This window comes from Mycobacterium sp. 663a-19 (assembly GCF_035616495.1).
Taxonomy (GTDB): Bacteria; Actinomycetota; Actinomycetes; order Mycobacteriales; family Mycobacteriaceae; genus Mycobacterium.
The window spans coordinates 94,224-112,909 of the sequence record NZ_JAPJAV010000002.1 but is presented as its reverse complement, the minus strand read 5'-3'; the positions used below and the strand labels follow the sequence as shown (position 1 = coordinate 112,909).

The following is an 18,686-nucleotide window of genomic DNA, read 5'->3' as shown; positions in this document are numbered from 1 at the left end:
CCATGACGACTCCGCGAGTGAAGGTGAACAAGCCGCCGACCCGGCCCTACAGGTTGGTCGGTGTCGCGGTGTTCCTGATCGCCGCGCTGGTGCTGTGGTTGGTTTACCAGCAGTTCCGGGGGGATTTCACGGCGAAAACTCCGGTGACGATGCTGTCCTCGCGGGCGGGCTTGGTGATGGACCCGGGGGCGAAGGTCACCCTCAACGGGGTGCAGATCGGCCGAGTGGCAACCATTTCCGAGGTGCAGCAGGACGGCAGGCCCGCGGCCAGGTTCGTCCTGGACATCGATCCCAAGTATCTGAGGCTGATTCCGGCCAACGTGGACGCGAAGATCGTGGCCACCACGGTGTTCGGCCAGAAGTACGTGTCGTTCACCACGCCGAAAAACCCGTCGCCGCAACGGATCACGTCGCACACGGTGATCGATGCGCGGTCGGTGACCACGGAGATCAACACGCTGTTCCAGACAATCACCGACATCGCGCAGAAGGTGGATCCGGTCAAGCTGAATCTGACGCTGAGCGCGGCCGCGCAGTCGCTGGCCGGGTTGGGCGATCGGTTCGGGCAGTCGATCGTCAACGCCAACGCGATCCTCGACGACGTCAACCCGCAGATGCCGCAGGCCCGCCACGACATCCAGCAGCTGGCCGGCCTGGGTGACACCTATGCCAACGCCGCGCCGGACCTGTTCGACTTCCTCAACAACGCGGTGGTCACGTCGCGCTCGATCAACGCCCAGCAGAAGGACCTGGACCAGGCGCTGTTGTCGGCGGCCGGGTTCGGCAACACCGGCGCGGACATCTTCGAGCGGGGTGGGCCGTACCTGGCCCGCGGCGCCGAAGACCTGGTGCCCACCGCCCAGCTGCTGGACACCTACAGCCCCGAGCTGTTCTGCACCATCCGCAACTACCACGACGTCGAACCCACGGTCCGGACGTTCCTGGGCGGCAACGGCTACTCGCTGAACACCGAGACCGAGGCGCTGTCGGGGCTGAGCGCACTGCTGAACCCACTGTCGGCGACGGTCCTGATCGCCTCCCTGGTCGGCGGGCTGGCCGGCCTGGTCGGCGGCGCGCCGAACCCGTACACCTGGCCGGAAAACCTGCCGCGGGTGAACGCCCGCGGTGGGCCGGGCGGCGCGCCGGGCTGCTGGCAGCACATCACCCATGACCTCTGGCCCGCACCCGAGTTGGTGATGGACACCGGCAACAGCATCGCGCCGTACAACCACATCGACACCGGTTCGCCCTATGCGATGGAGTTCGTGTGGGGCCGTCAGGTAGGGGATAACACGATCAACCCATGAAAATCACCGGTACCATCGTCCGACTCGGCATCTTCTCGCTGGTGCTGCTGCTGTTCACCGCGATGATCATCGTGGTGTTCGGTCAGATGCGGTTCGACCGCACCAGCGCGTACTCGGCGGAGTTCAGCAACATCAGCGGGCTGCGGCAGGGCCAGTTCGTCCGCGCCTCCGGGGTGGAGATCGGCAAGGTCGACTCGGTGGAGCTGGTCGACGGCGGCAAGCGGGTCCGGGTGAAGTTCAACGTCGACCGCTCGGTGCCGCTGTACCAGTCGACGACCGCGCAGATCCGGTACCTCAACCTGATCGGTGACCGCTACCTGGAGCTCAAGCGCGGCGAGGGCGAGGGCTCCGACCGGATCCTGCCGCCGGGCGGATTCATCCCGGTGTCGCGCACGTCGCCTGCGCTGGACCTGGACGCGCTGATCGGTGGGTTCAAGCCGCTGTTCCGGGCGCTGGACCCGGAGAAGGTCAACACGATCGCGTCGGCGCTGATCACCGTGTTCCAGGGCCAGGGCGGCACCATCAACGACATCCTGGACAACACCGCGCAGCTGACCAACCAGCTCGGGCAGCGCGACCAGGCGATCGGCGAGGTGATCAAGAACCTGAACATCGTGCTGGACACCACGGTCCGCCATCGCCAGCAATTCGACCAGACCATCAACAACCTCGAGGTGCTGATCACCGGGCTGAAGAACCACGCCGATCCGCTGGCCGCCGGCACCGCGCACATCAGCAACGCCGCCGGCACTGTCGCCGACCTGCTGGCCGAGGACCGCGGCCTGCTGCACAAGACGCTGAACTACCTGGACGCCGTTCAGCAGCCCCTCATCGACCAGCAGGATCAGCTGCAGGACTACCTCAAGAAGGTGCCGAACGGGTTGAACATGATCGGGCGCGCCATCGGGTCCTACGGGGACTTCGTGAACTTCTACGCCTGCGACATCACGCTGAAGATCAACGGGCTGCAGCCCGGCGGGCCCATCCGCACGGTCCGGCTCTTCCAGCAGCCGACGGGTAGGTGCACGCCGCAATGAGAACGCTGGAACCCCCGAACCGCCTGCGCATCGGGCTCATGGGCATCATCGTCACGGTGCTCGTCGTCGGCGTGGGTCAGAGCTTCACCAACATCCCGATGCTGATGGCCCGGCCCACCTACTACGGGCAGTTCACCGACTCCGGCGGCATCAGCACGGGCGACCGGGTGCGCATCGCCGGCATGGACGTCGGCAAGGTCGAGAGCCTCAAGATCGATGGCGACCACATCTTGATGAAGTTCTCGATCGGCACCAACAAGATCGGCACCGAGAGCCGGCTGGCGATCCGCACCGACACCATCCTCGGCCGCAAGGTGATGGAGATCGAGCCGCGCGGCAACCAGCAATTGCGGCCCGGGGCCACCCTCCCGGCCGGGCAGAGCACCACCCCGTACCAGATCTACGACGCGTTCTTCGACGTCACCAAGGCCGCCCAGGGCTGGAACATCGACACCGTCAAGGAATCGCTGCATGTGCTGTCGCAGACCATTGACCAGACCTACCCGCACCTGAGCCCCGCGCTGGAAGGTGTGGCGAAGTTCTCCGACACGATCGGCAAGCGCGACGAGGAGGTCAAGCACCTGCTCGCCCAGGCCAACCAGGTGGCCAGCGTCCTCGGTGACCGCAGCGAGCAGATCGACCGTGCGCTGGTCAACGCCAAGACGCTGCTGGCCGCATTCAACGAGCGCGGCCAGGCCATCAACGCGTTGCTGGCCAACGTCGCCGCGTTCTCGGAGCAGGTCAAGGGCTTCATCAACGACAACCCGAACCTCAATCACGTGCTCGAGCAGTTGCGCACGGTCAGCCAGATCCTGGTCGAGCGCAAGGACGACCTGGCCGCGGGCCTCACCGAGGTGGGCATGTTCCTGCCCTCGCTGAACGAGGCCATCGCGTCGGGCCCGTTCTTCAAGGTGGTGCTGCACAACCTGGCCCTGTATCAGATCGTTCAGCCGTGGGTCGACGCGGCCTTCAAGAAGCGCGGCCTCGACCCGGAGAACTTCTGGCGCAGCGCGGCGTTGCCGTCCTTCCGGTGGCCCGACCCCAACGGCACCCGGTTCCCCAACGGCGCACCGCCGCCGGCCCCGCCGGTGCTGGAGGGCACCCCGGACCATCCGGGACCGGCCGTCCCGCCCGGGTCACCGTGCTCGTACAGCCCGGCGAATCCCGGCGGCAACATCACCGTCGGGGACGAGGGCCTGCCGCGGCCGTGGAATCCGCTGCCCTGCGCGGGCACGGCAATCGGCCCGTTCGGCGGCGTCGGCTTCCCCGCGCCCATCGATGTCGAGACGTCCCCGCCGAACCCCAACGGGCTGCCGCCGACGCCGGGCATGCCGATCGCCGGGCGCCCGGGCGACCCGCCGCCGAACGTTCCGGGCACCCCGGTGCCGTTGCCGCCGCAGGCGCCGCCGGGCGCGCGGACCGAGAACCTGGCACCGGCCGGGCCGGCGCCACCACCGTCGACGTTCGCGCCGGGCCTGCCGCCGGGCCCGCCGGCGCCACCCGGGCCGGGGGACCAGCTGCCGGCTCCGTTCATCAACCCCGGTGGAGCAGGAGGTAGCGGCGTCATGGGAGGTACTCAGAATTGAGCACCGTCTTTGACATCCGCAACCTGCGGCTACCCAAGCTGTCGCGCACGACGGTCATCATCGGGTCGCTCGTGGTGGTGCTGGCGCTCGTCGTCGGCTATGTCGGCTACCGGCTTTACGAGAAGCTGACCAACAACACCGTGGTCGCCTACTTCCCGGCGGCGAACGCGCTGTACCCGGGCGACAAGGTTCAGATCATGGGTCTGCCGGTGGGCGCGATCGACAAGATCGAGCCGACCGGCGACAAGATGAAGGTGACCTTCCACTACCAGAACCAGTACAAGGTTCCGGCCAACGCCTCGGCGGTGATCCTCAACCCCACCCTGGTGGCGTCGCGGGCCATCCAGCTCGAGCCGGTCTACAAGGGCGGCCCGGTGCTCGCCGACAACGCGGTGATCCCGGAGGAGCGCACCCAGGTCCCGGTGGAGTGGGACCAGTTGCGCAACAGCATCACCAACATCATCACCAAGCTCGGCCCGACCAAGGAGCAGCCGACGGGGCCGTTCGGTGAGGTCATCACGTCCTTCGCCAACGGGCTGGCCGGCAAGAGCAAGCAGATCAACACGACGCTGAACAACCTGTCGCAGGCGCTCAACGCGCTCAACGAGGGCCGCGGCGACTTCTTCGCGGTGGTGCGCAGCCTCGCGCTCTTCGTCAACGCGTTGCATCAGGACGATCAGCAGTTCGTGGCGCTGAACCAGAACCTGGCGGATCTCACCACCCGGCTCGCGCACAACGACAGCGACCTTGCCAATGCGACTCAGCAGTTCGACAGCCTGCTCTCCACCCTGCGGCCGTTCCTCGACAAGAACCGCGAGGTGCTGACCACCGACGTCAACAACCTGGCCACCGCGACGAACACGCTGCTGCAACCGGATTCGCTGAACGGGATCGAAACCTCCCTGCACGTCCTTCCGACGGCCGCGGCCAACATCAACCAGATCTACCACCCGTCGCACGGCGCGGTGGTCGCCATTCCCGCGATCACCAACTTCGCCAACCCGATGCAGTTCATCTGCAGCTCGATTCAGGCCGGCAGCCGGCTCGGCTACCAGGAGTCCGCCGAGCTGTGCGCGCAGTATCTGGCGCCGATCCTGGACGCGATCAAGTTCAACTACCCGCCGTTCGGCATCAACCTGTTCAGCACCGCGGAGACGCTGCCCAAGGAGATCGCCTACTCCGAGCCGCGGCTGCAGCCTCCCCCCGGGTACAAGGACACCACCGTCCCCGGTATCTGGGTGCCGGACACACCCACGTCGCACCGCAACACCCAGACCGGCTGGATCGTCGCCCCGGGCATGCAGGGTCAGCAGGTGGGGCCGATCACCGCGGGCCTGATGACGCCGGAGTCGCTGGCCGAGCTCATGGGCGGGCCGAACATCGAACCCGTTCAATCGAATCTGCAGACGCCGCCGGGGCCGCCGAACTCCTACGACGAGAACCCGATAGTGCCGCCGATCGGGGTGCAGGCGCCGGTGCCGATCTCGCCGCCGCCGCCCGGACCGGGGGTAGCCCCCGGCCCGATCGCCCCGACGCCGGCACCGGTGTCGGCGCCGGCACCCAACGCCGGCGGCCCGCCGGTACCCGCTGAAGGAGGTGGCCAGTAATGCGCGGCGTGAGCGCGCGACGGATCGCGCACCTGATCCGCCACCGGGCGTGGCAGGGGCTGGTGCTGGCGGTGGCCGCGGTGGTGCTGAGCTCGTGCGGCTGGCGCGGCATCTCCAACGTCGCGATCCCGGGCGGTCCCGGAACCGGGGCGGGGTCCTACACCGTCTACGTGCAGATGCCGGACACGTTGGCGATCAACAACAACAGCAAGGTCATGGTGGCCGACGTCCTCGTCGGCTCGATCAAAGAGATCAAGCTGAAGAACTGGGTGGCCACCCTTGCGCTGGGTCTGGACAAGAGCGTCAAGCTGCCCAAGAACGCCACCGCCAAGATCGGCCAGACCTCCCTGCTGGGTTCGCAGCACGTGGAGCTGGCCGCACCGCCGAACCCGTCGCCGCAGCTGCTCAAGGACGGCGACACCATTCCGCTGAAGAATTCGTCGGCGTACCCCTCGACAGAGGAGACGCTGGCCAGTTTTGCGTTGATCCTGCGCGGTGGCGGCATCCCGAACCTCGAGGTGCTGCAGAACGAGGTCTACAACATCTTCCACGGGCGCGGGGAGCAGATCCGGGCTTTCCTCGGCAAGCTGGACACCTTCACCGACCAGCTCAACCAGCAGCGCGACGACATCACCCATGCCATCGACTCCACCAACCGGCTGCTGGTCTACGTGGGTGGCCGCGCGGACGTCCTGGACCGGGTGCTGACCGACATCCCCCCGCTGATCAAGCATTTCGCGGACACCAAGCAGCTGCTCATCAACGCCGTCGACTCGGTGGGACGGCTCAGCCAGGCCGCGGACAAGTACCTGTCCGAGGCGCGCGGGCCCCTGCATCAGGATTTGGAATCGCTGCAATGCCCGCTGCGGGAACTCGGCCGCGCCTCGCCGATGCTGATCGGGGCGCTGAAGCTGATCCTCACCCAGCCGTTCGACATCGACAGCGTGCCGAAGGTGGTCCGCGGTGACTACATGAACGTGTCGCTGACGCTCGACCTGACCTACAGCGCCATCGACAACGCATTCCTCACCGGCACCGGGTTGTCGGGCGCGTTGCGCGCGCTCGAGCAGTCGTTCGGGCGTGATCCCGAGACGATGATTCCCGACGTCCGCTACACGCCGAACCCGAATGACGCGCCCGGCGGACCGCTGGTGGAAAGGGCGGACAGAAGCCAATGCTGACTCCCTTCGTCCGGCGCCAGCTGGTGCTGTTCGGGATCCTGACGGTGATCTCGCTTGGTGTGCTGGGCATCTATTACCTGCAGATCCCGAGCCTGATGGGGGTCGGCCGGTACACCCTCAAGGCCGAGCTGCCCGCGTCGGGCGGGCTGTACCCCACGGCCAACGTGACCTACCGCGGCATCACCATCGGCAAGGTCACCGACGTGCAGCCCACCGAGCAGGGCGCCGAAGCGACGATGAGCATCGACAGTCGCTACCGCATCCCCGTCGACGCGGTGCCGAACGTCCATTCGGTGTCCGCGGTCGGTGAGCAGTATCTGGACCTGGTGCCGAGCGGGAACCCCGGCAGGTCCCTGTCGCCGGGCCAAACGATGCCCAAGTTGGGCACGGTGCCCTCCGAGATCGGGCCGGCGCTGGACACCGCGAACCGAGGGCTCGCGGTGTTGCCCAAGGACAAGATCGGCCAGCTGCTCGACGAGACGGCGGAATCCGTCGGCGGCCTGGGACCGGCGCTGCAGCGGCTGGTGGACTCCACCCAGGCGATCGTCGGTGACTTCCGGACCAACATCACCAACGTCAACGACATCATCCAGAACTCCGGGCCGATCCTGGACAGCCAGGTCAACTCGAATGCGGCGATCGAGCGTTGGGCGCGCAACCTGAACACGCTGGCCGCGCAGTCGGCGGCCAACGACTCGCACGTGAAAAGCATTCTGTCCCAAGCGGCGCCGACCGCCGATCAGGTCAACGACGTGTTCAACGACGTCCGGGATTCGCTGCCGCAGACGCTGGCGAACCTCGAGGTGGTGTTCGACCTGCTGAAGCGCTACCACACCGGGCTGGAGCAGGTGCTGGTGTTCCTGCCGCAGGGCGCGTCGATCGCGCAGACGGTGGCCGCGCCGTTCCCCAACCAGGCGGCGCTCGACCTGGCCCTGTCGATCAACTGGCCGCCGCCGTGCCTGACGGGCTTCGTCCCGGCCTCGGAGTGGCGGTCCCCGGCCGACACGAGCGTGCAGCCGCTGCCGTCGGGCACCTACTGCAAGATCCCGATGGAAACGCCGGCCAACGGGGTGCGCGGATCGCGCAACATCCCGTGCATCGACATCCCCGGCAAGCGGGCAGCCACGCCGCGCGAGTGCCGCGACCCCAAGCCGTACGTTCCGGCGGGAACCAACCCCTGGTACGGGGACCCGAATCAGATCCTGACCTGCCCCGCGCCTGCGGCGCGCTGCGACCAGTCGGTGCGGCCCGGCATGGTGATCCCGGCGCCGTCGGTCAACAACGGGATGAACCCGGCGCCGGCGGACCGGGTGGCGGGGACACCCCCACCGGTCAGCGACCCGCTGTCGCGGCCGGGAAGCGGTAGCGTGCAGTGCAACGGACAACAGCCCAACCCGTGTGTCTACACTCCGAGCGGGCCCCCCTCGGCGGTATACAGTCCGCAGAGCGGTCAACTGGTAGGGCCCGACGGAGTCAAATGGTCCGTCGAAAACTCGACCAAAACAGGAGACGACGGATGGAAGGAGATGCTGGCACCGGCCGGCTGAACCCCCCACGAATGCCGCTTGCTCGTCGTCTGCGCAGCCTCTCCAGAAGGTCAGGGCGGAAGAACCGCCAGGACTCCGACGTGGGAGCCGACGAAACCGAGGTGGCCACCGAGGTGACCGCCGAGGCCGCGCCGGAGCCCGAGAAGTTGGTGGAACCCGGCGCCGAGGAAACCAGCACCGAGGCGACGGCCGAGGCCGCGCCGGAGCCCGAGGAGCCGGGTGAAGCCGAGGCTGCGGCCGAGGTTGCGGCCGACGCGGGAGACACCGGTGTGGAACGGCGGCCGTCGCGGATGGGCCGCGGGTGGCTGGCCGCCATCGCGGCGGTGCTGGTCCTGGCCGCCGGCGGCATCGGGGCCGGTGGCTACTTCGCGCTGCGTTACCACCACGAAAGCCAAGTGACGGCGCGCAGCAACGCCGCGGCGCTCAAGGCGGCGGTCGAGTGCGTTTCGGCGACCCAGGCGCCCGACACCAACGCGATGATCGCCAGCGAGCAGAAGATCATCGACTGCGGCACGGACGCTTTCCGCTCCCAGGCGCTGCTCTATACGAGCATGCTGGTCCAGGCGTATCAGGCGTCCAACATCCACGTGCAGGTGTCCGATGTGCGCGCCGCCGTCGAGCGCAACAACAAAGACGGTTCCGTCGATGTGCTCGTCGCGATGCGCGTCAAGGTGGTCAGCGACAAGGCGGACAACGAGACCGGCTACCGGCTGCGGGTGAAGATGGCGACCGCCGAGGGCCAGTGGAAGATCTCCAAGCTCGACCAGGTGACGAAGTGACGGTGGTGGTCGAGGAGACTACGACCCAGATCCAGACCACGGCGGCCGTTTCGGAGGCACCGCCGAATGCGTTGGCGCCCTGGCATGTTCGGGTGGGAGCGTTCGCCGTCGACGTGCTGCCCGGCGCCGCCGTGGCGACGACGATGGCGTTGGTGTCGTTCACGGTGCCGGTGGACAGCGTGTGGTTGTGGGTGTGCGCCTCGGTCGGCGGGCTGGCCATCCTGCTGACGTTGGTCAACCGGTTGGTGCTGCCGACCGTCACCGGCTGGAGCCTGGGACGCGCGCTGTGCGGGATCGCGGTGGTGCGCCGCGACGGCGAGACCGTCGGGGCGTGGGGGCTGCTACTCCGGGACCTGGCCCACCTCCTCGACACCGCATCGGTGGTGGGATGGCTGTGGCCCCTGTGGGATTCGGGCCGCCGCACGTTCGCCGACATGCTGCTGCGCACCGAGGTGCGGCGCGTCGAGACCGACGGGCGGCCGCGCAACATACGGGACTGGACCGCGGTGACGGCGCTGATCGCGGCGCTGCTGTGCCTGGACGGCGCCCACGTCAGCTATGCCGTGGTGTACTCCCGCGATCGGGCGACCGAACACACCCGGGCCCAGATCGAGACGCAGGGACCGAAGATCGTCGCGCAGATGCTGACGTACGACCCCAAATCGTTGCACGACGACTTCGCCCGCGCCCAATCGCTCGCCACCCACAAGTATCGGCACAAGCTGGCCGAACAGCAGGACGTCGTGGAGAAGGGCAAGCCGGTCATCAACGAGTACTGGGTGACCGACGGCGCCGTCGAATCGGCGACGCCGGACCGGGCGACGATGCTGCTGTTCATGCAGGGCCGGCGCGGCGCGGCACCCGGCGAACGGTACATCAGCGCGACCGTTCGGGTCAGTTTCGCCAAATCCGGGAACGACCATTGGCTCGTTGACGACCTCACCGTGTTGACCAAACCGAAGCCGCCGGGGAACGGAAAATGAGTCCCCGCCGCAAGTTTCGGCCCGGCGAGGAGGCGCTGCTCGTCGCCCATCCGCCGCCCCCGCGATCCCGGTCGTGGGCATACCCGCTCGCGCTCACCTTTGCCGCGCTGCTGATGGTGGCGGCGATCACGGTGTCCGCCTTGATGCTGATCTCTCACCAGTCCAGGGAGCGCCAGGCCTCGAGGGACCGCCAGGTGCTCAGCTACGTGACGGGCTTCATGACGGAGTTCACCTCCATCGACCCGTTTCACGCCAACAACTACATCGACCGGGTATTGGCCCAGGCCACCGGTGAATTCGCCAAGCAGTACACGGCCAAGGCGAACGAGATCCTGCTGCAGGTGGCCCGCGCCGAACCGGCGACGGGCACCGTGCTCGGCACCGGCGTCGAACGGTGGAACGACGACGGCAGCGTCACCGTCATGGTGGCAACCGCGGTCACCTCCAAGTCGCCCGACGAGAAACAGGTCATCGAGAACACGAATCGCTGGACGGTAACCGCAACGCAGGAAGGGAAGCAGTGGAAGATCAGCAACCTGCTGCAGGTGATCTGACCGACGAAGCGGCGCAGGACGAAACCGCCCCCGCGGCAACGGAAGCGGCCTCCGAGGAGGCGTCAGAAGAGGCGAGTGAGTCCGAGGAGACGGCCGAGATCGAGAAGCCGGCCAGGGCGAGGCGCATCCGCATCGGGTGGCTCGCCGGAAAGGGCAGGGCCATCGCGATCTCGATCGCGGCGGTGCTCTTCGTCGGCTCCGCGGCGTTCGCGGGTGCAACCCTGCAGCCCTACCTGACCGACCGCGCCGCCGACGCAACCAAACTCAACGTGGCGCGGACCGCGGCCAACGCAATCACGGCGCTGTGGACCTACACGCCGGAGAACATGGATCGCCTGGCCGATCGCGCGGCGGCCTATCTCAGCGGCGACTTCCAGGCCCAGTACCGCAAATTCGCGGACTCGATCGTCGCGCCCACCAGGCAGGCCAAGGTCACCAGCAACACCCAGGTCACCGGCGCGGCGGTCGAGTCGCTGGATGACCCCAACGCCGTCGTCATCGTGTACACCAACACCACGTCGACCAGCCCGCTGACCAAGAACATCCCGTCGATGAAGTACTACTCCTACCGCTTGTTCATGAAGCGGATCAACGGGCGCTGGCTGGTCACCAGGATGACGACCATCACCTCACTGGATCTGACGCCGCACCCGTAGCCCATGGCCGTTACTTCACCGGTGTCGGAGCGGCTCACCGTTGCGGCCTTGCTGTTGCTGACCTTCGCCACCGGCCTTGCCGACTCGATCAGCATCCTGGTGCTCGGCCACGTTTTCGTCGCCAACATGACCGGAAACGTTATCTTCCTTGGCTTCTGGCTCGTCCCGAAAACCAGCATCGACCTGACCGCGGTCGTGGTGGCGCTGCCCACCTTCGTCTGCACCACCATCCTCAGCGGTCGGTTGTTGCGGCATTTCGGTGAGCGGACCAGGTCGTGGATCACCACGGTGCTGGCGACCGAAATCACGCTGTTGACGGCGTTGTCGATCCTGGGCGGCACCGGGGCGCTGCGCTATCACGACAACACCAAGCTGATCCTGATCGGGGTCCTCGCGGTGACGTTCGGCCTGCAGCACTCGAGCGCCCGGCAGTTCGGGATTCAGGAACTGTCGACCACGGTCCTGACGTCGACGATCGTCAGCCTCGGCCTGGACAGCCGCCTGGCCGGTGGCACGGGCGCCCGCGAAAGGCTGCGCTTCAGCGTCGTTTCCACCATGTGCGCCGGCGCATTCGCCGGAGCCACGATGTCGCAGTTCGTGGTGGCCCCGGTGTTCGGGGTGACCGCGGCGGTGGTGACCGCGAGCCTGCTGATCTTCCGGTTCGGTCCGACCGTCACGAAAACCGCTGCGGCCGCGGCTAGTTGAAGGCCAGCCAGCTCGGCAGCCCGCGCTCGTGCGAGTCGCACAGCACCTGCCGGGTGTCGCACGATCCCCGCGGCGACCCGGCGCCGGCCCACATGCCGCCGGTTTCGCGGCGCAGCACGATGGCCGACGATCCACCGCCGTCGAGCAAGACCGCCGTGTCGCTGCCGAGGCCGCGGAACAGGTCCTGGATGTTGTCGGGCGTGTAGCTGCCGCCCTCGAAGATGTACATCTCGTCCTTTTGCTTCGCGTAGGCCAGCGCCGTGCGCGCCGCACTGGGTCCGCCGTCGTGGAGCTGGCCGGTGTTGCCGGGGGCCAGCAGCCCGATGCCGGACACCGCGACGAACCGCGCGTTCTTGTTGAGCAGATCCTGGATCACCGGGGTCGCCGAGTCGTAGTCGTTCTTACCCTTGGGCCACACCACATACGGCGCGCCACCCGAGGGCAGGATCATCGTCGTCAGCGCGCTCCAGCTCTCGCCGCCGCCCGAAAGGCCTTGCTTGCCCGGGTAGGCGACGGTGCCGGTGACCGCCTGGTTGGCCCGGCCCTGGCCGTTGGTGTTGTCCACGAACGCGCCCAGCGGCGAACTGCAGCCGGTCTGCCGCCAGGAGCCGCCCCGCTGCGGGCGCACGTCGAAGAAGTTGGCGTTGATCGCGATCGTCGGTTGCCCCATCCGCTGCCACGCCTGCAGCGGCGTGTAGATCTCCGAGGCCTGCCAGAGTCCCTCGGCGGTGCGGGCCGCGGGATTGTTCTCGCAGCGCGCCTGGTCGCCCTGGTGGCTGTCCACCAACAGGTGCGGCGCGAGCCGCCCGGACGCGTTCTTGATGATCATCAGGTGGCCGCCGTTGTTCATCTCGTACCAGTTGCCGCCGGCGTTGAGCATCGGCGTGGGATGGCCGGGGCCGAAGTTGTAGACCAGGTAGGAACCCTGGGTGGCGCTGATGGCGCCGGCGAGCATTTCCCGGCCATCGGCGGCGCGCGCGACGGGCGCTCCGGTGCCGAACGCCAGTGTCGCGCACGCGGCCACGGCGGCGCAGCAGGCGGCCAATCGGCGCCAACCTGGGGGGCGGGTCAGCACGGTTGCCCTTTCGGACCGAGTGTGGATGCAACATGCACAGCATCGGCCACACGGGCCACACTGTCAACTTAAGTAACAAACGCGTGACGGTTCGGCCGCGCGGGAATTACGTTCGCTCGCTTGAGCTTTCGTCCGCGTCCGGCTCCCTGCCGTCATCCGGCTCGCTGCCGTCGGCCGGCTGCTGCTCGCCCTCGGGCTTGGCGGCACGCGCGCTCTCCTTGCTGGCGCGCGCCTGATGCTGGGCCTGATGCTCGGCGGCGATCGCCAGCTCGACCGCCCCCGGGATCCGGTGAAAACCCTTGCGGTCGTAGAGGTTTGTGATGATGCCTCCCACCAGCACGCCGATGACGAGGCCGACGGACGTCATCAGCAACGCCTGTGCCAGCCCGGCGTCCCCGTGGCCACCGAGGTAGACCAGCGACCGCACGCCCAGGAACACCTGATGCATCGGCTCGAACTCGGCCAGCCAGCGGAAGAACGACGGCACCGCCTCCAGCGGGACGGTGGCGCCCGCCGACGGAAGCCCGAGGATCACGAAGATCAGCATGGAAAACAGCAGACCCATCGAGCCCAGCACCGCGATCAGGGAGCTGGACGTGACGCCCACCGCGACGATCGCGAAAACGCCGTACAGCCATAGCTGCCAGCCGAGCGGGATCGGCATCCCGAGGCCGTGGGCGATCGCCAGGTACACCGCCGAGGTGAGCAGCGCCAGGATCACCATGATTCCCCACTTGACCAACAGCGTGCGGAATCGCGAGATGTTGGCCTGCTCGGCGAAGCGATACACCGGGCCCCATTCGGCCGGCACGTAGCCGAGCAGCGAGTCCACCAGCGTGCTCACCACAATGCTGCCGGTAAAACCCGCCAGCAACAGCAACAGCGCGTAATAGAAGGCGGAGAGCCCGTTTCCGGTCCCGTTCGGCAGCGGGTTGTACACGCCGGACTTGATGTCGATCGGGCTGGCCAGCCCGATCGTCGAAGCGCCCGCCAACGGGGCCCCGCCGGTTTGCGCCGCCACCTCGGCCGTAAGTCGTTGACCCACTTTGGTATTGACCACGCCCATCGCCTGGGTCAGGGTCTGTCCGGCGATGCTGGAGCCGAGGGTTCCCGCGCGCGGGTTCGTCGAGATCGAGATCACCGGGCGCTCGGCGCGGGTGGGCATGACCGCGCTCGTGCCGTAGTCGCGCAGCGACGACGAGAAGCCCGGCGGTATCACCGCCTCCCCATACACCTGGGCCCTGTCCAGCAGGCGCTTGGCCTCGTCGCGGGACACCACCCGGATGTCGAACTTGTCCTTGTCCAAACCGGCGACCAGGCCGTCGACGATCTGCTTGCCCGCCGGACCGGCGTCCTGGTTCACCACGGCGATGGGGAAATGCCGCAGGTTGGTCGTCGGGTTCAAGATGCCGCCCAGATACAGCGCACACAGCGCCGACATGAGGGCCAGCGTGACGACGATCGGCAACGCCCAGAACCGCACGGTCCGAAGCGCTTTTATGTTTCGCTTGGGGTTCGGCGCCGCGTGCCGCGGCTGCGATTGAGACATGCGGGCTCCTGTCTGTCGAGCCCACTCTATGTGGTCTCAGCCGCCCAGCCCGGCATGCATCTCCCAGACAAGCAGTTCCGTCGGCTCGCTCGCGGTCACCCGCCGGCCGCCGGCGTCGGTGAACCGGACCGCGTCGCCCCGGTCCAGCTCGCCCACCCCCTCCACCGTCGCCCGCCCGCGCGGCAGGAATAGATGCAGGTAGGGCGCCTCGGGCAGCTCGACCGCGGCACCGGGCGCCAGCCGCGCGCCGTGCAGCGCGGCGCTGCGGTTATGCAACGTGATGGCCGCCTCACGACCGGGGATGCCTGAGGCGATGGTCACAAGTTCGGCGCCCCGCAGCTCGGAGCCGATCTCGTGCTGCTGGTAGCTGGGCGCGATCGCGGTCTCGTCGGGGATCACCCACATCTGCACGAAATGCACGGGCTCCGTGGACGAATCGTTCTTCTCCGAGTGCAGGATCCCGCTGCCGGCCGACATGCGTTGAGCCAGGCCCGGGTAGATCACCCCGCGGTTGCCGGCCGAATCCTGGTGCGTCAGTTCGCCTTGCAGCACCCAGGTCACGATCTCCATGTCGCGGTGCGGGTGGGTGTCGAATCCGCTTGCGGGCTCGACGATGTCGTCGTTGTTCACCAGCAGCAGCCCGTGGTGGGTGTTGTCCGGGTCGTAGTGGTCGCCGAACGAGAACGAATGCCTGGATTTCAGCCACGACGTGGTGGTGACGGCCCGGTCGGCCGCACGCCGAATCTCGGAGTTGGCGGGCATCACCCCAGCCTAATGTTCGGCCTTGCCCGGGTACGTCGCCGCGGCGAGCTGGAGGATCTCCTCGCGATCCGCCGGCAGGATGAACCCGGACCGGATCGCGGTGTCGAGCGCGGCCGTGAACCGATCGAGGTATTCGCCGGCGCCGCCCGGGTAGAGCCGGCGCAGGGTGGCGTCGTCGAACGGTTCGCCGGAGCCGAAGATCGCCGCCATGATGTTGTCCTCGGGGACGACGGACGACGTCCGCGCGGTCGGGACATCCACCCACGGTGTCCGGATGCCGCCCAGGGCCAGGCCGTTGCGATCCAGAATCGGTTGGGGCTCTTCGGCTTCGTGGGTCTCACGCATCTCTATGGGCGGGGCGCCGGGCGCCGGCCGCCCGGTTCGCACCCACTCGGCGAGCGCGGCCAGTGCGGCCTGCACCACGTAGTGGTGTTGCGGCGAGAAGTTGATGTAGTGCCCGAGTTGCTGACCCATCAGCATCTTCGTCGGCGCGTAGGCCGCCACGATGTCGTCGAGGGGCGCCGAGCCGGTGTCGATCGGCGCCACGTGGATCGTGTAGTTGTCGGCATGGGCGGCGCCGGGAATCTCCCAGACCCGCAGCCACTCGTCGTCGGGCTGCCTTGCGAAGTAATAGCCCAGCGGCACGTGGCCGACGAGGTCCGTTTCGGTGATGATCGTGATGAGCGGGACGCGCAGGTCCGGGCGGAACCGCACCGGCAGCTGCGCGTCGGACGATTCCAGTTCGGTGATCAGGGAACTGCTGTCGAAATGGGCGGCCGGCCCGAATCGGGAATGCACCAGGAAGCCGTCGTAGACCCGGGCGAGCGGATCGACACCGTTGATGTAGGTGGTGAGGAACATCGCCGATTGCGACTCGCCGATGGCGATGACGTGTTGCGGGCGCAGGTCGCCGAGGACGCCCGAGTCGGCGCTTCGCACGAGCCCGCCGATCTGGGAGAAGATGTCGAAGGCGAAGGCGTCGCCCGGGTGGCTCAGGCGCCCGTAGCGGTCCGGGTCCTGACTCTGGAGGGACATGTCGATCCCGAGCAGGTTCGCGCCGCCGTGCACGCCGACCTGCTGGGCCGAGACCGCGACGTAGGCGTAGCCCGCCCGGATCATCTCGCGATGGGCCATCATCCAGACGGCCGGCGCGTCGATCCCGCCGCTCACGTTGAGCCATTCGACGAGCACCGTGCCGTTGAACCGCGCCCGGTCGGCCGGCGTCAGCGCCACGATCCGGGTCGTGAAATCAGCTGTGCCGCTTGGTGTTACGCTCCATACGCCTTCGGGGCCGAGGTCCCCGGTCGGGGTGTAGGACGACGCGGTGCCGGAGACGAAGAACTCCTGCGCGCCGTAGCCCACGTCGTGAACCGGGAAGGCGCCCAACAGCAGCAGCGGGTGCCCCGGCACGGGTTCGACGACGGGGGATCGGCTCATAGCGCCTTCGGCAGCCCGAATTTCGCGAACAACGCGTCGTCGAGGAAGGCCACCACGTGTGAGACCCCATCGTCGCGCACGTCCAGCACGTGCAACTGGAACGGCACGTGCACCTCGCCGGCGCGCATGTACATCGCCGCGGCGGGCTGGCCGTTGGCCGTCAACGGGATCATGCGCATGTCGCCGGGCGATTCCGCGGGACACTGCTGGTGGATGAGGGTGATGATGTCCCGCGCGCCCCGGTACCAGCCGGTGTACGGCGGCATCTCCCAGACCGCCTCGGCGGTGAACAGCTCCACCAACCGGTCGATGTCGTAGGTCTCGAACGCCGCGATGTAGCGGGCCAGCAGGTCCTGGGCCGCCGCGGATTCCGGCGCCGCCAACCGGTCGCCGGAGCCGGGGCCGACGGCCTCCAGCTGCGAGCGGGCCCGCTGCAGCAGGCTGTTGACGGCGGTCGTGGTGGTGCCGATCGCGTCGGCAACCTCGGCGGCCTTCCACTGCAGCACGTCGCGAAGCAGCAGCACCGCCCGTTGCCGCGGCGAGAGGTGCTGCAGCGCAGCGACGAACGCCAACCGCACCGACTCGCGGGACTCGACGATGACCGACGGGTCGGCCGGGTCGGCCGCCGGGTCGGGCAGCGGCTCGAGCCAGGGCACCTCGCCGCGCTCCACCAGCTCCGCGGTGGGATCCGAGCTGGGACTCCCCAGCCCGGTCGGCAACGGCCGGCGCTGCCGGCCCTCCAGCGCGCTCAGGCAGGTGTTGGTGGCGATGCGATGCAGCCAGGTCCGTATCGACGACTTGCCCTCGAAACGGTCGTAGGCCTTCCAGGCCCGCAGCAGGGTCTCTTGCACCAGGTCCTCCGCGTCGTGCACGGACCCCGTCATCCGATAGCAGTGCGCCAGCAGCTCGCGGCGGAATGGCTCGGCATGGGCCGAGAAATCCCCGTCGGGCTCGCGCTGAGGGTTTTCTGCGAGCACGGTCACGCCACGAGCCTACGCAGAGCCTCTGACAGGCCCGGCCGAGGTGGCCACTACGCTGCCACATGATGAGTACGACCCGCAGCGAACGGAATTTCGACGGCCTGGGCGGCGTGCGCATCGTCTACGACGTCTGGACGCCGGACACCCCGCCGCGGGGCGTGGTCGTGCTGTCGCACGGCCTCGGCGAATACGCCCGCCGCTACGATCATGTCGCGCGGCGCTTCGGCGACGCCGGGCTGGTCACCTACGCGCTGGACCACCGCGGCCACGGCCGCTCCGGCGGCAAGCGGGTGGTGGTGCGGGACATCTCCGAGTACACCGCCGACTTCGACACCCTGGTCGGCATCGCCCACCGCGAGCACCACGGCCTCAAGTGCATCGTGCTCGGGCACAGCATGGGCGGGGCGATCGTCTTCGCCTACGGCGTCGAGCGCCCGGACAACTACGACATGATGGTGCTGTCGGGCCCGGCGGTGGCCGCACAGGAGCAGGTGAACCCGGTGATGGCGGTCGCGGCCAAGGTCCTCGGTGTCGTCGCGCCCGGGCTTCCGGTGCAGGAACTCGACGTCGACGCGATATCCCGGGACCCCGCGGTGGTGGCGGCCTACAACGCCGACCCGCTGGTGTACCACGGCAAGGTGCCGACGGGCATCGGACGCGCGCTGCTGCAGGTCGGCGAGACCATGCCGCGGCGGGCGCCGGCGCTGACCGCGCCGCTGCTGGTGGTGCACGGCTCCGACGACCGGCTGATTCCCGTCGAGGGCAGCCGCCGCCTGGTCGAATGCGTGGGGTCCACCGACGTGACGCTGAAGGTCTACCCCGGCCTGTACCACGAGGTGTTCAACGAGCCGGAGCGCGACCAGGTCCTCGACGACGTGGTCTCCTGGATCACCGAACGGCTGTGAGTGGCCGTCCGCGAGATGTCGTAGGGCTCCGGTAGT

General features: G+C 68.1%; 16 protein-coding genes and 1 pseudogene. 12 read left to right on the top strand and 5 right to left on the bottom strand.

The features are described 5' to 3' along the window. Positions 1 to 2: 2 nt before the first annotated feature. The 11 genes from OQ968_RS04825 to OQ968_RS04775 all read left to right on the top strand — a co-directional run bounded on the left by OQ968_RS04825 (position 3) and on the right by OQ968_RS04775 (position 11,942). On the top strand, positions 3 to 1,307 hold the full coding sequence (locus tag OQ968_RS04825) for an MCE family protein (protein ID WP_324675284.1): 1,305 nt from the start codon (positions 3 to 5) through the stop codon (positions 1,305 to 1,307). Further along, on the top strand, positions 1,304 to 2,344 hold the full coding sequence (locus OQ968_RS04820) for a virulence factor Mce family protein (RefSeq protein ID WP_324675282.1): 1,041 nt from the start codon (positions 1,304 to 1,306) through the stop codon (positions 2,342 to 2,344). The genes OQ968_RS04825 and OQ968_RS04820 overlap by 4 nt, the downstream gene beginning before the upstream one ends. Beyond that, positions 2,341 to 3,930, top strand: a complete 1,590-nt coding sequence (locus OQ968_RS04815; RefSeq protein ID WP_324675280.1) for an MCE family protein — start codon at positions 2,341 to 2,343, stop codon at positions 3,928 to 3,930. The genes OQ968_RS04820 and OQ968_RS04815 overlap by 4 nt, the downstream gene beginning before the upstream one ends. Then, a complete protein-coding gene (locus OQ968_RS04810) occupies positions 3,927 to 5,537 on the top strand; it encodes a virulence factor Mce family protein (protein WP_324675278.1) in 1,611 nt (536 codons plus the stop codon). Before OQ968_RS04815 ends, OQ968_RS04810 begins: the two co-directional genes overlap by 4 nt. Continuing rightward, positions 5,537 to 6,718, top strand: coding sequence for a virulence factor Mce family protein (locus OQ968_RS04805; protein ID WP_324675276.1), 1,182 nt, complete (start codon positions 5,537 to 5,539; stop codon positions 6,716 to 6,718). The genes OQ968_RS04810 and OQ968_RS04805 overlap by 1 nt, the downstream gene beginning before the upstream one ends. Continuing rightward, a complete protein-coding gene (locus OQ968_RS04800; protein WP_324675273.1) occupies positions 6,712 to 8,265 on the top strand; it encodes an MCE family protein in 1,554 nt (517 codons plus the stop codon). Before OQ968_RS04805 ends, OQ968_RS04800 begins: the two co-directional genes overlap by 7 nt. Before the next feature lie 80 nt (positions 8,266 to 8,345). Continuing rightward, positions 8,346 to 9,044, top strand: a complete 699-nt coding sequence (locus OQ968_RS04795; RefSeq protein WP_420715832.1) for an Mce protein — start codon at positions 8,346 to 8,348, stop codon at positions 9,042 to 9,044. After that, positions 9,041 to 10,027 carry an RDD family protein gene (locus OQ968_RS04790; RefSeq protein WP_420715831.1) on the top strand — a complete coding sequence of 329 codons (987 nt, stop codon included), beginning with the start codon at positions 9,041 to 9,043 and terminating at the stop codon, positions 10,025 to 10,027. The genes OQ968_RS04795 and OQ968_RS04790 overlap by 4 nt, the downstream gene beginning before the upstream one ends. Continuing rightward, a complete protein-coding gene (locus tag OQ968_RS04785) occupies positions 10,024 to 10,581 on the top strand; it encodes a mammalian cell entry protein (protein WP_324675270.1) in 558 nt (185 codons plus the stop codon). The genes OQ968_RS04790 and OQ968_RS04785 overlap by 4 nt, the downstream gene beginning before the upstream one ends. After that, complete coding sequence (locus OQ968_RS04780) at positions 10,548 to 11,237, top strand: hypothetical protein (protein WP_324675268.1); 690 nt, start codon at positions 10,548 to 10,550, stop codon at positions 11,235 to 11,237. The genes OQ968_RS04785 and OQ968_RS04780 overlap by 34 nt, the downstream gene beginning before the upstream one ends. A gap of 3 nt (positions 11,238 to 11,240) precedes the next feature. Beyond that, on the top strand, positions 11,241 to 11,942 hold the full coding sequence (locus OQ968_RS04775) for a YoaK family protein (protein WP_324675266.1): 702 nt from the start codon (positions 11,241 to 11,243) through the stop codon (positions 11,940 to 11,942). On the opposite strand, the gene OQ968_RS04770 is transcribed toward OQ968_RS04775, so the two are convergent. The 5 genes and pseudogenes from OQ968_RS04770 to OQ968_RS04750 all read right to left on the bottom strand — a co-directional run bounded on the left by OQ968_RS04770 (position 11,935) and on the right by OQ968_RS04750 (position 17,863). After that, on the bottom strand, positions 11,935 to 13,044 hold the full coding sequence (locus OQ968_RS04770; protein WP_324675918.1) for a phosphodiester glycosidase family protein: 1,110 nt from the start codon (positions 13,042 to 13,044) through the stop codon (positions 11,935 to 11,937). The two genes, OQ968_RS04775 and OQ968_RS04770, sit on opposite strands and share 8 nt — an antisense overlap. Positions 13,045 to 13,123: 79 nt before the next feature. Then, a complete protein-coding gene (locus OQ968_RS04765) occupies positions 13,124 to 14,566 on the bottom strand; it encodes a YhgE/Pip domain-containing protein (protein WP_324675265.1) in 1,443 nt (480 codons plus the stop codon). Between the two features lie 36 nt (positions 14,567 to 14,602). Next, a complete protein-coding gene (locus OQ968_RS04760; RefSeq protein ID WP_324675263.1) occupies positions 14,603 to 15,328 on the bottom strand; it encodes a pirin family protein in 726 nt (241 codons plus the stop codon). 9 nt (positions 15,329 to 15,337) lie between these two features. Then, on the bottom strand, positions 15,338 to 16,765 hold the full coding sequence (locus tag OQ968_RS04755) for an alpha/beta hydrolase domain-containing protein (protein ID WP_324675261.1): 1,428 nt from the start codon (positions 16,763 to 16,765) through the stop codon (positions 15,338 to 15,340). After that, positions 16,762 to 17,863 (bottom strand): annotated as a pseudogene (locus tag OQ968_RS04750) (sigma-70 family RNA polymerase sigma factor). Before OQ968_RS04750 ends, OQ968_RS04755 begins: the two are co-directional and overlap by 4 nt. Between OQ968_RS04750 and OQ968_RS04745 the strand changes: the two are divergent. Beyond that, entirely contained in the window at positions 17,811 to 18,650 is an 840-nt protein-coding gene (locus OQ968_RS04745; RefSeq protein ID WP_324675259.1) for a lysophospholipase, read from the top strand. The pseudogene OQ968_RS04750 and the gene OQ968_RS04745 overlap by 53 nt on opposite strands. Positions 18,651 to 18,686: the final 36 nt, after the last annotated feature.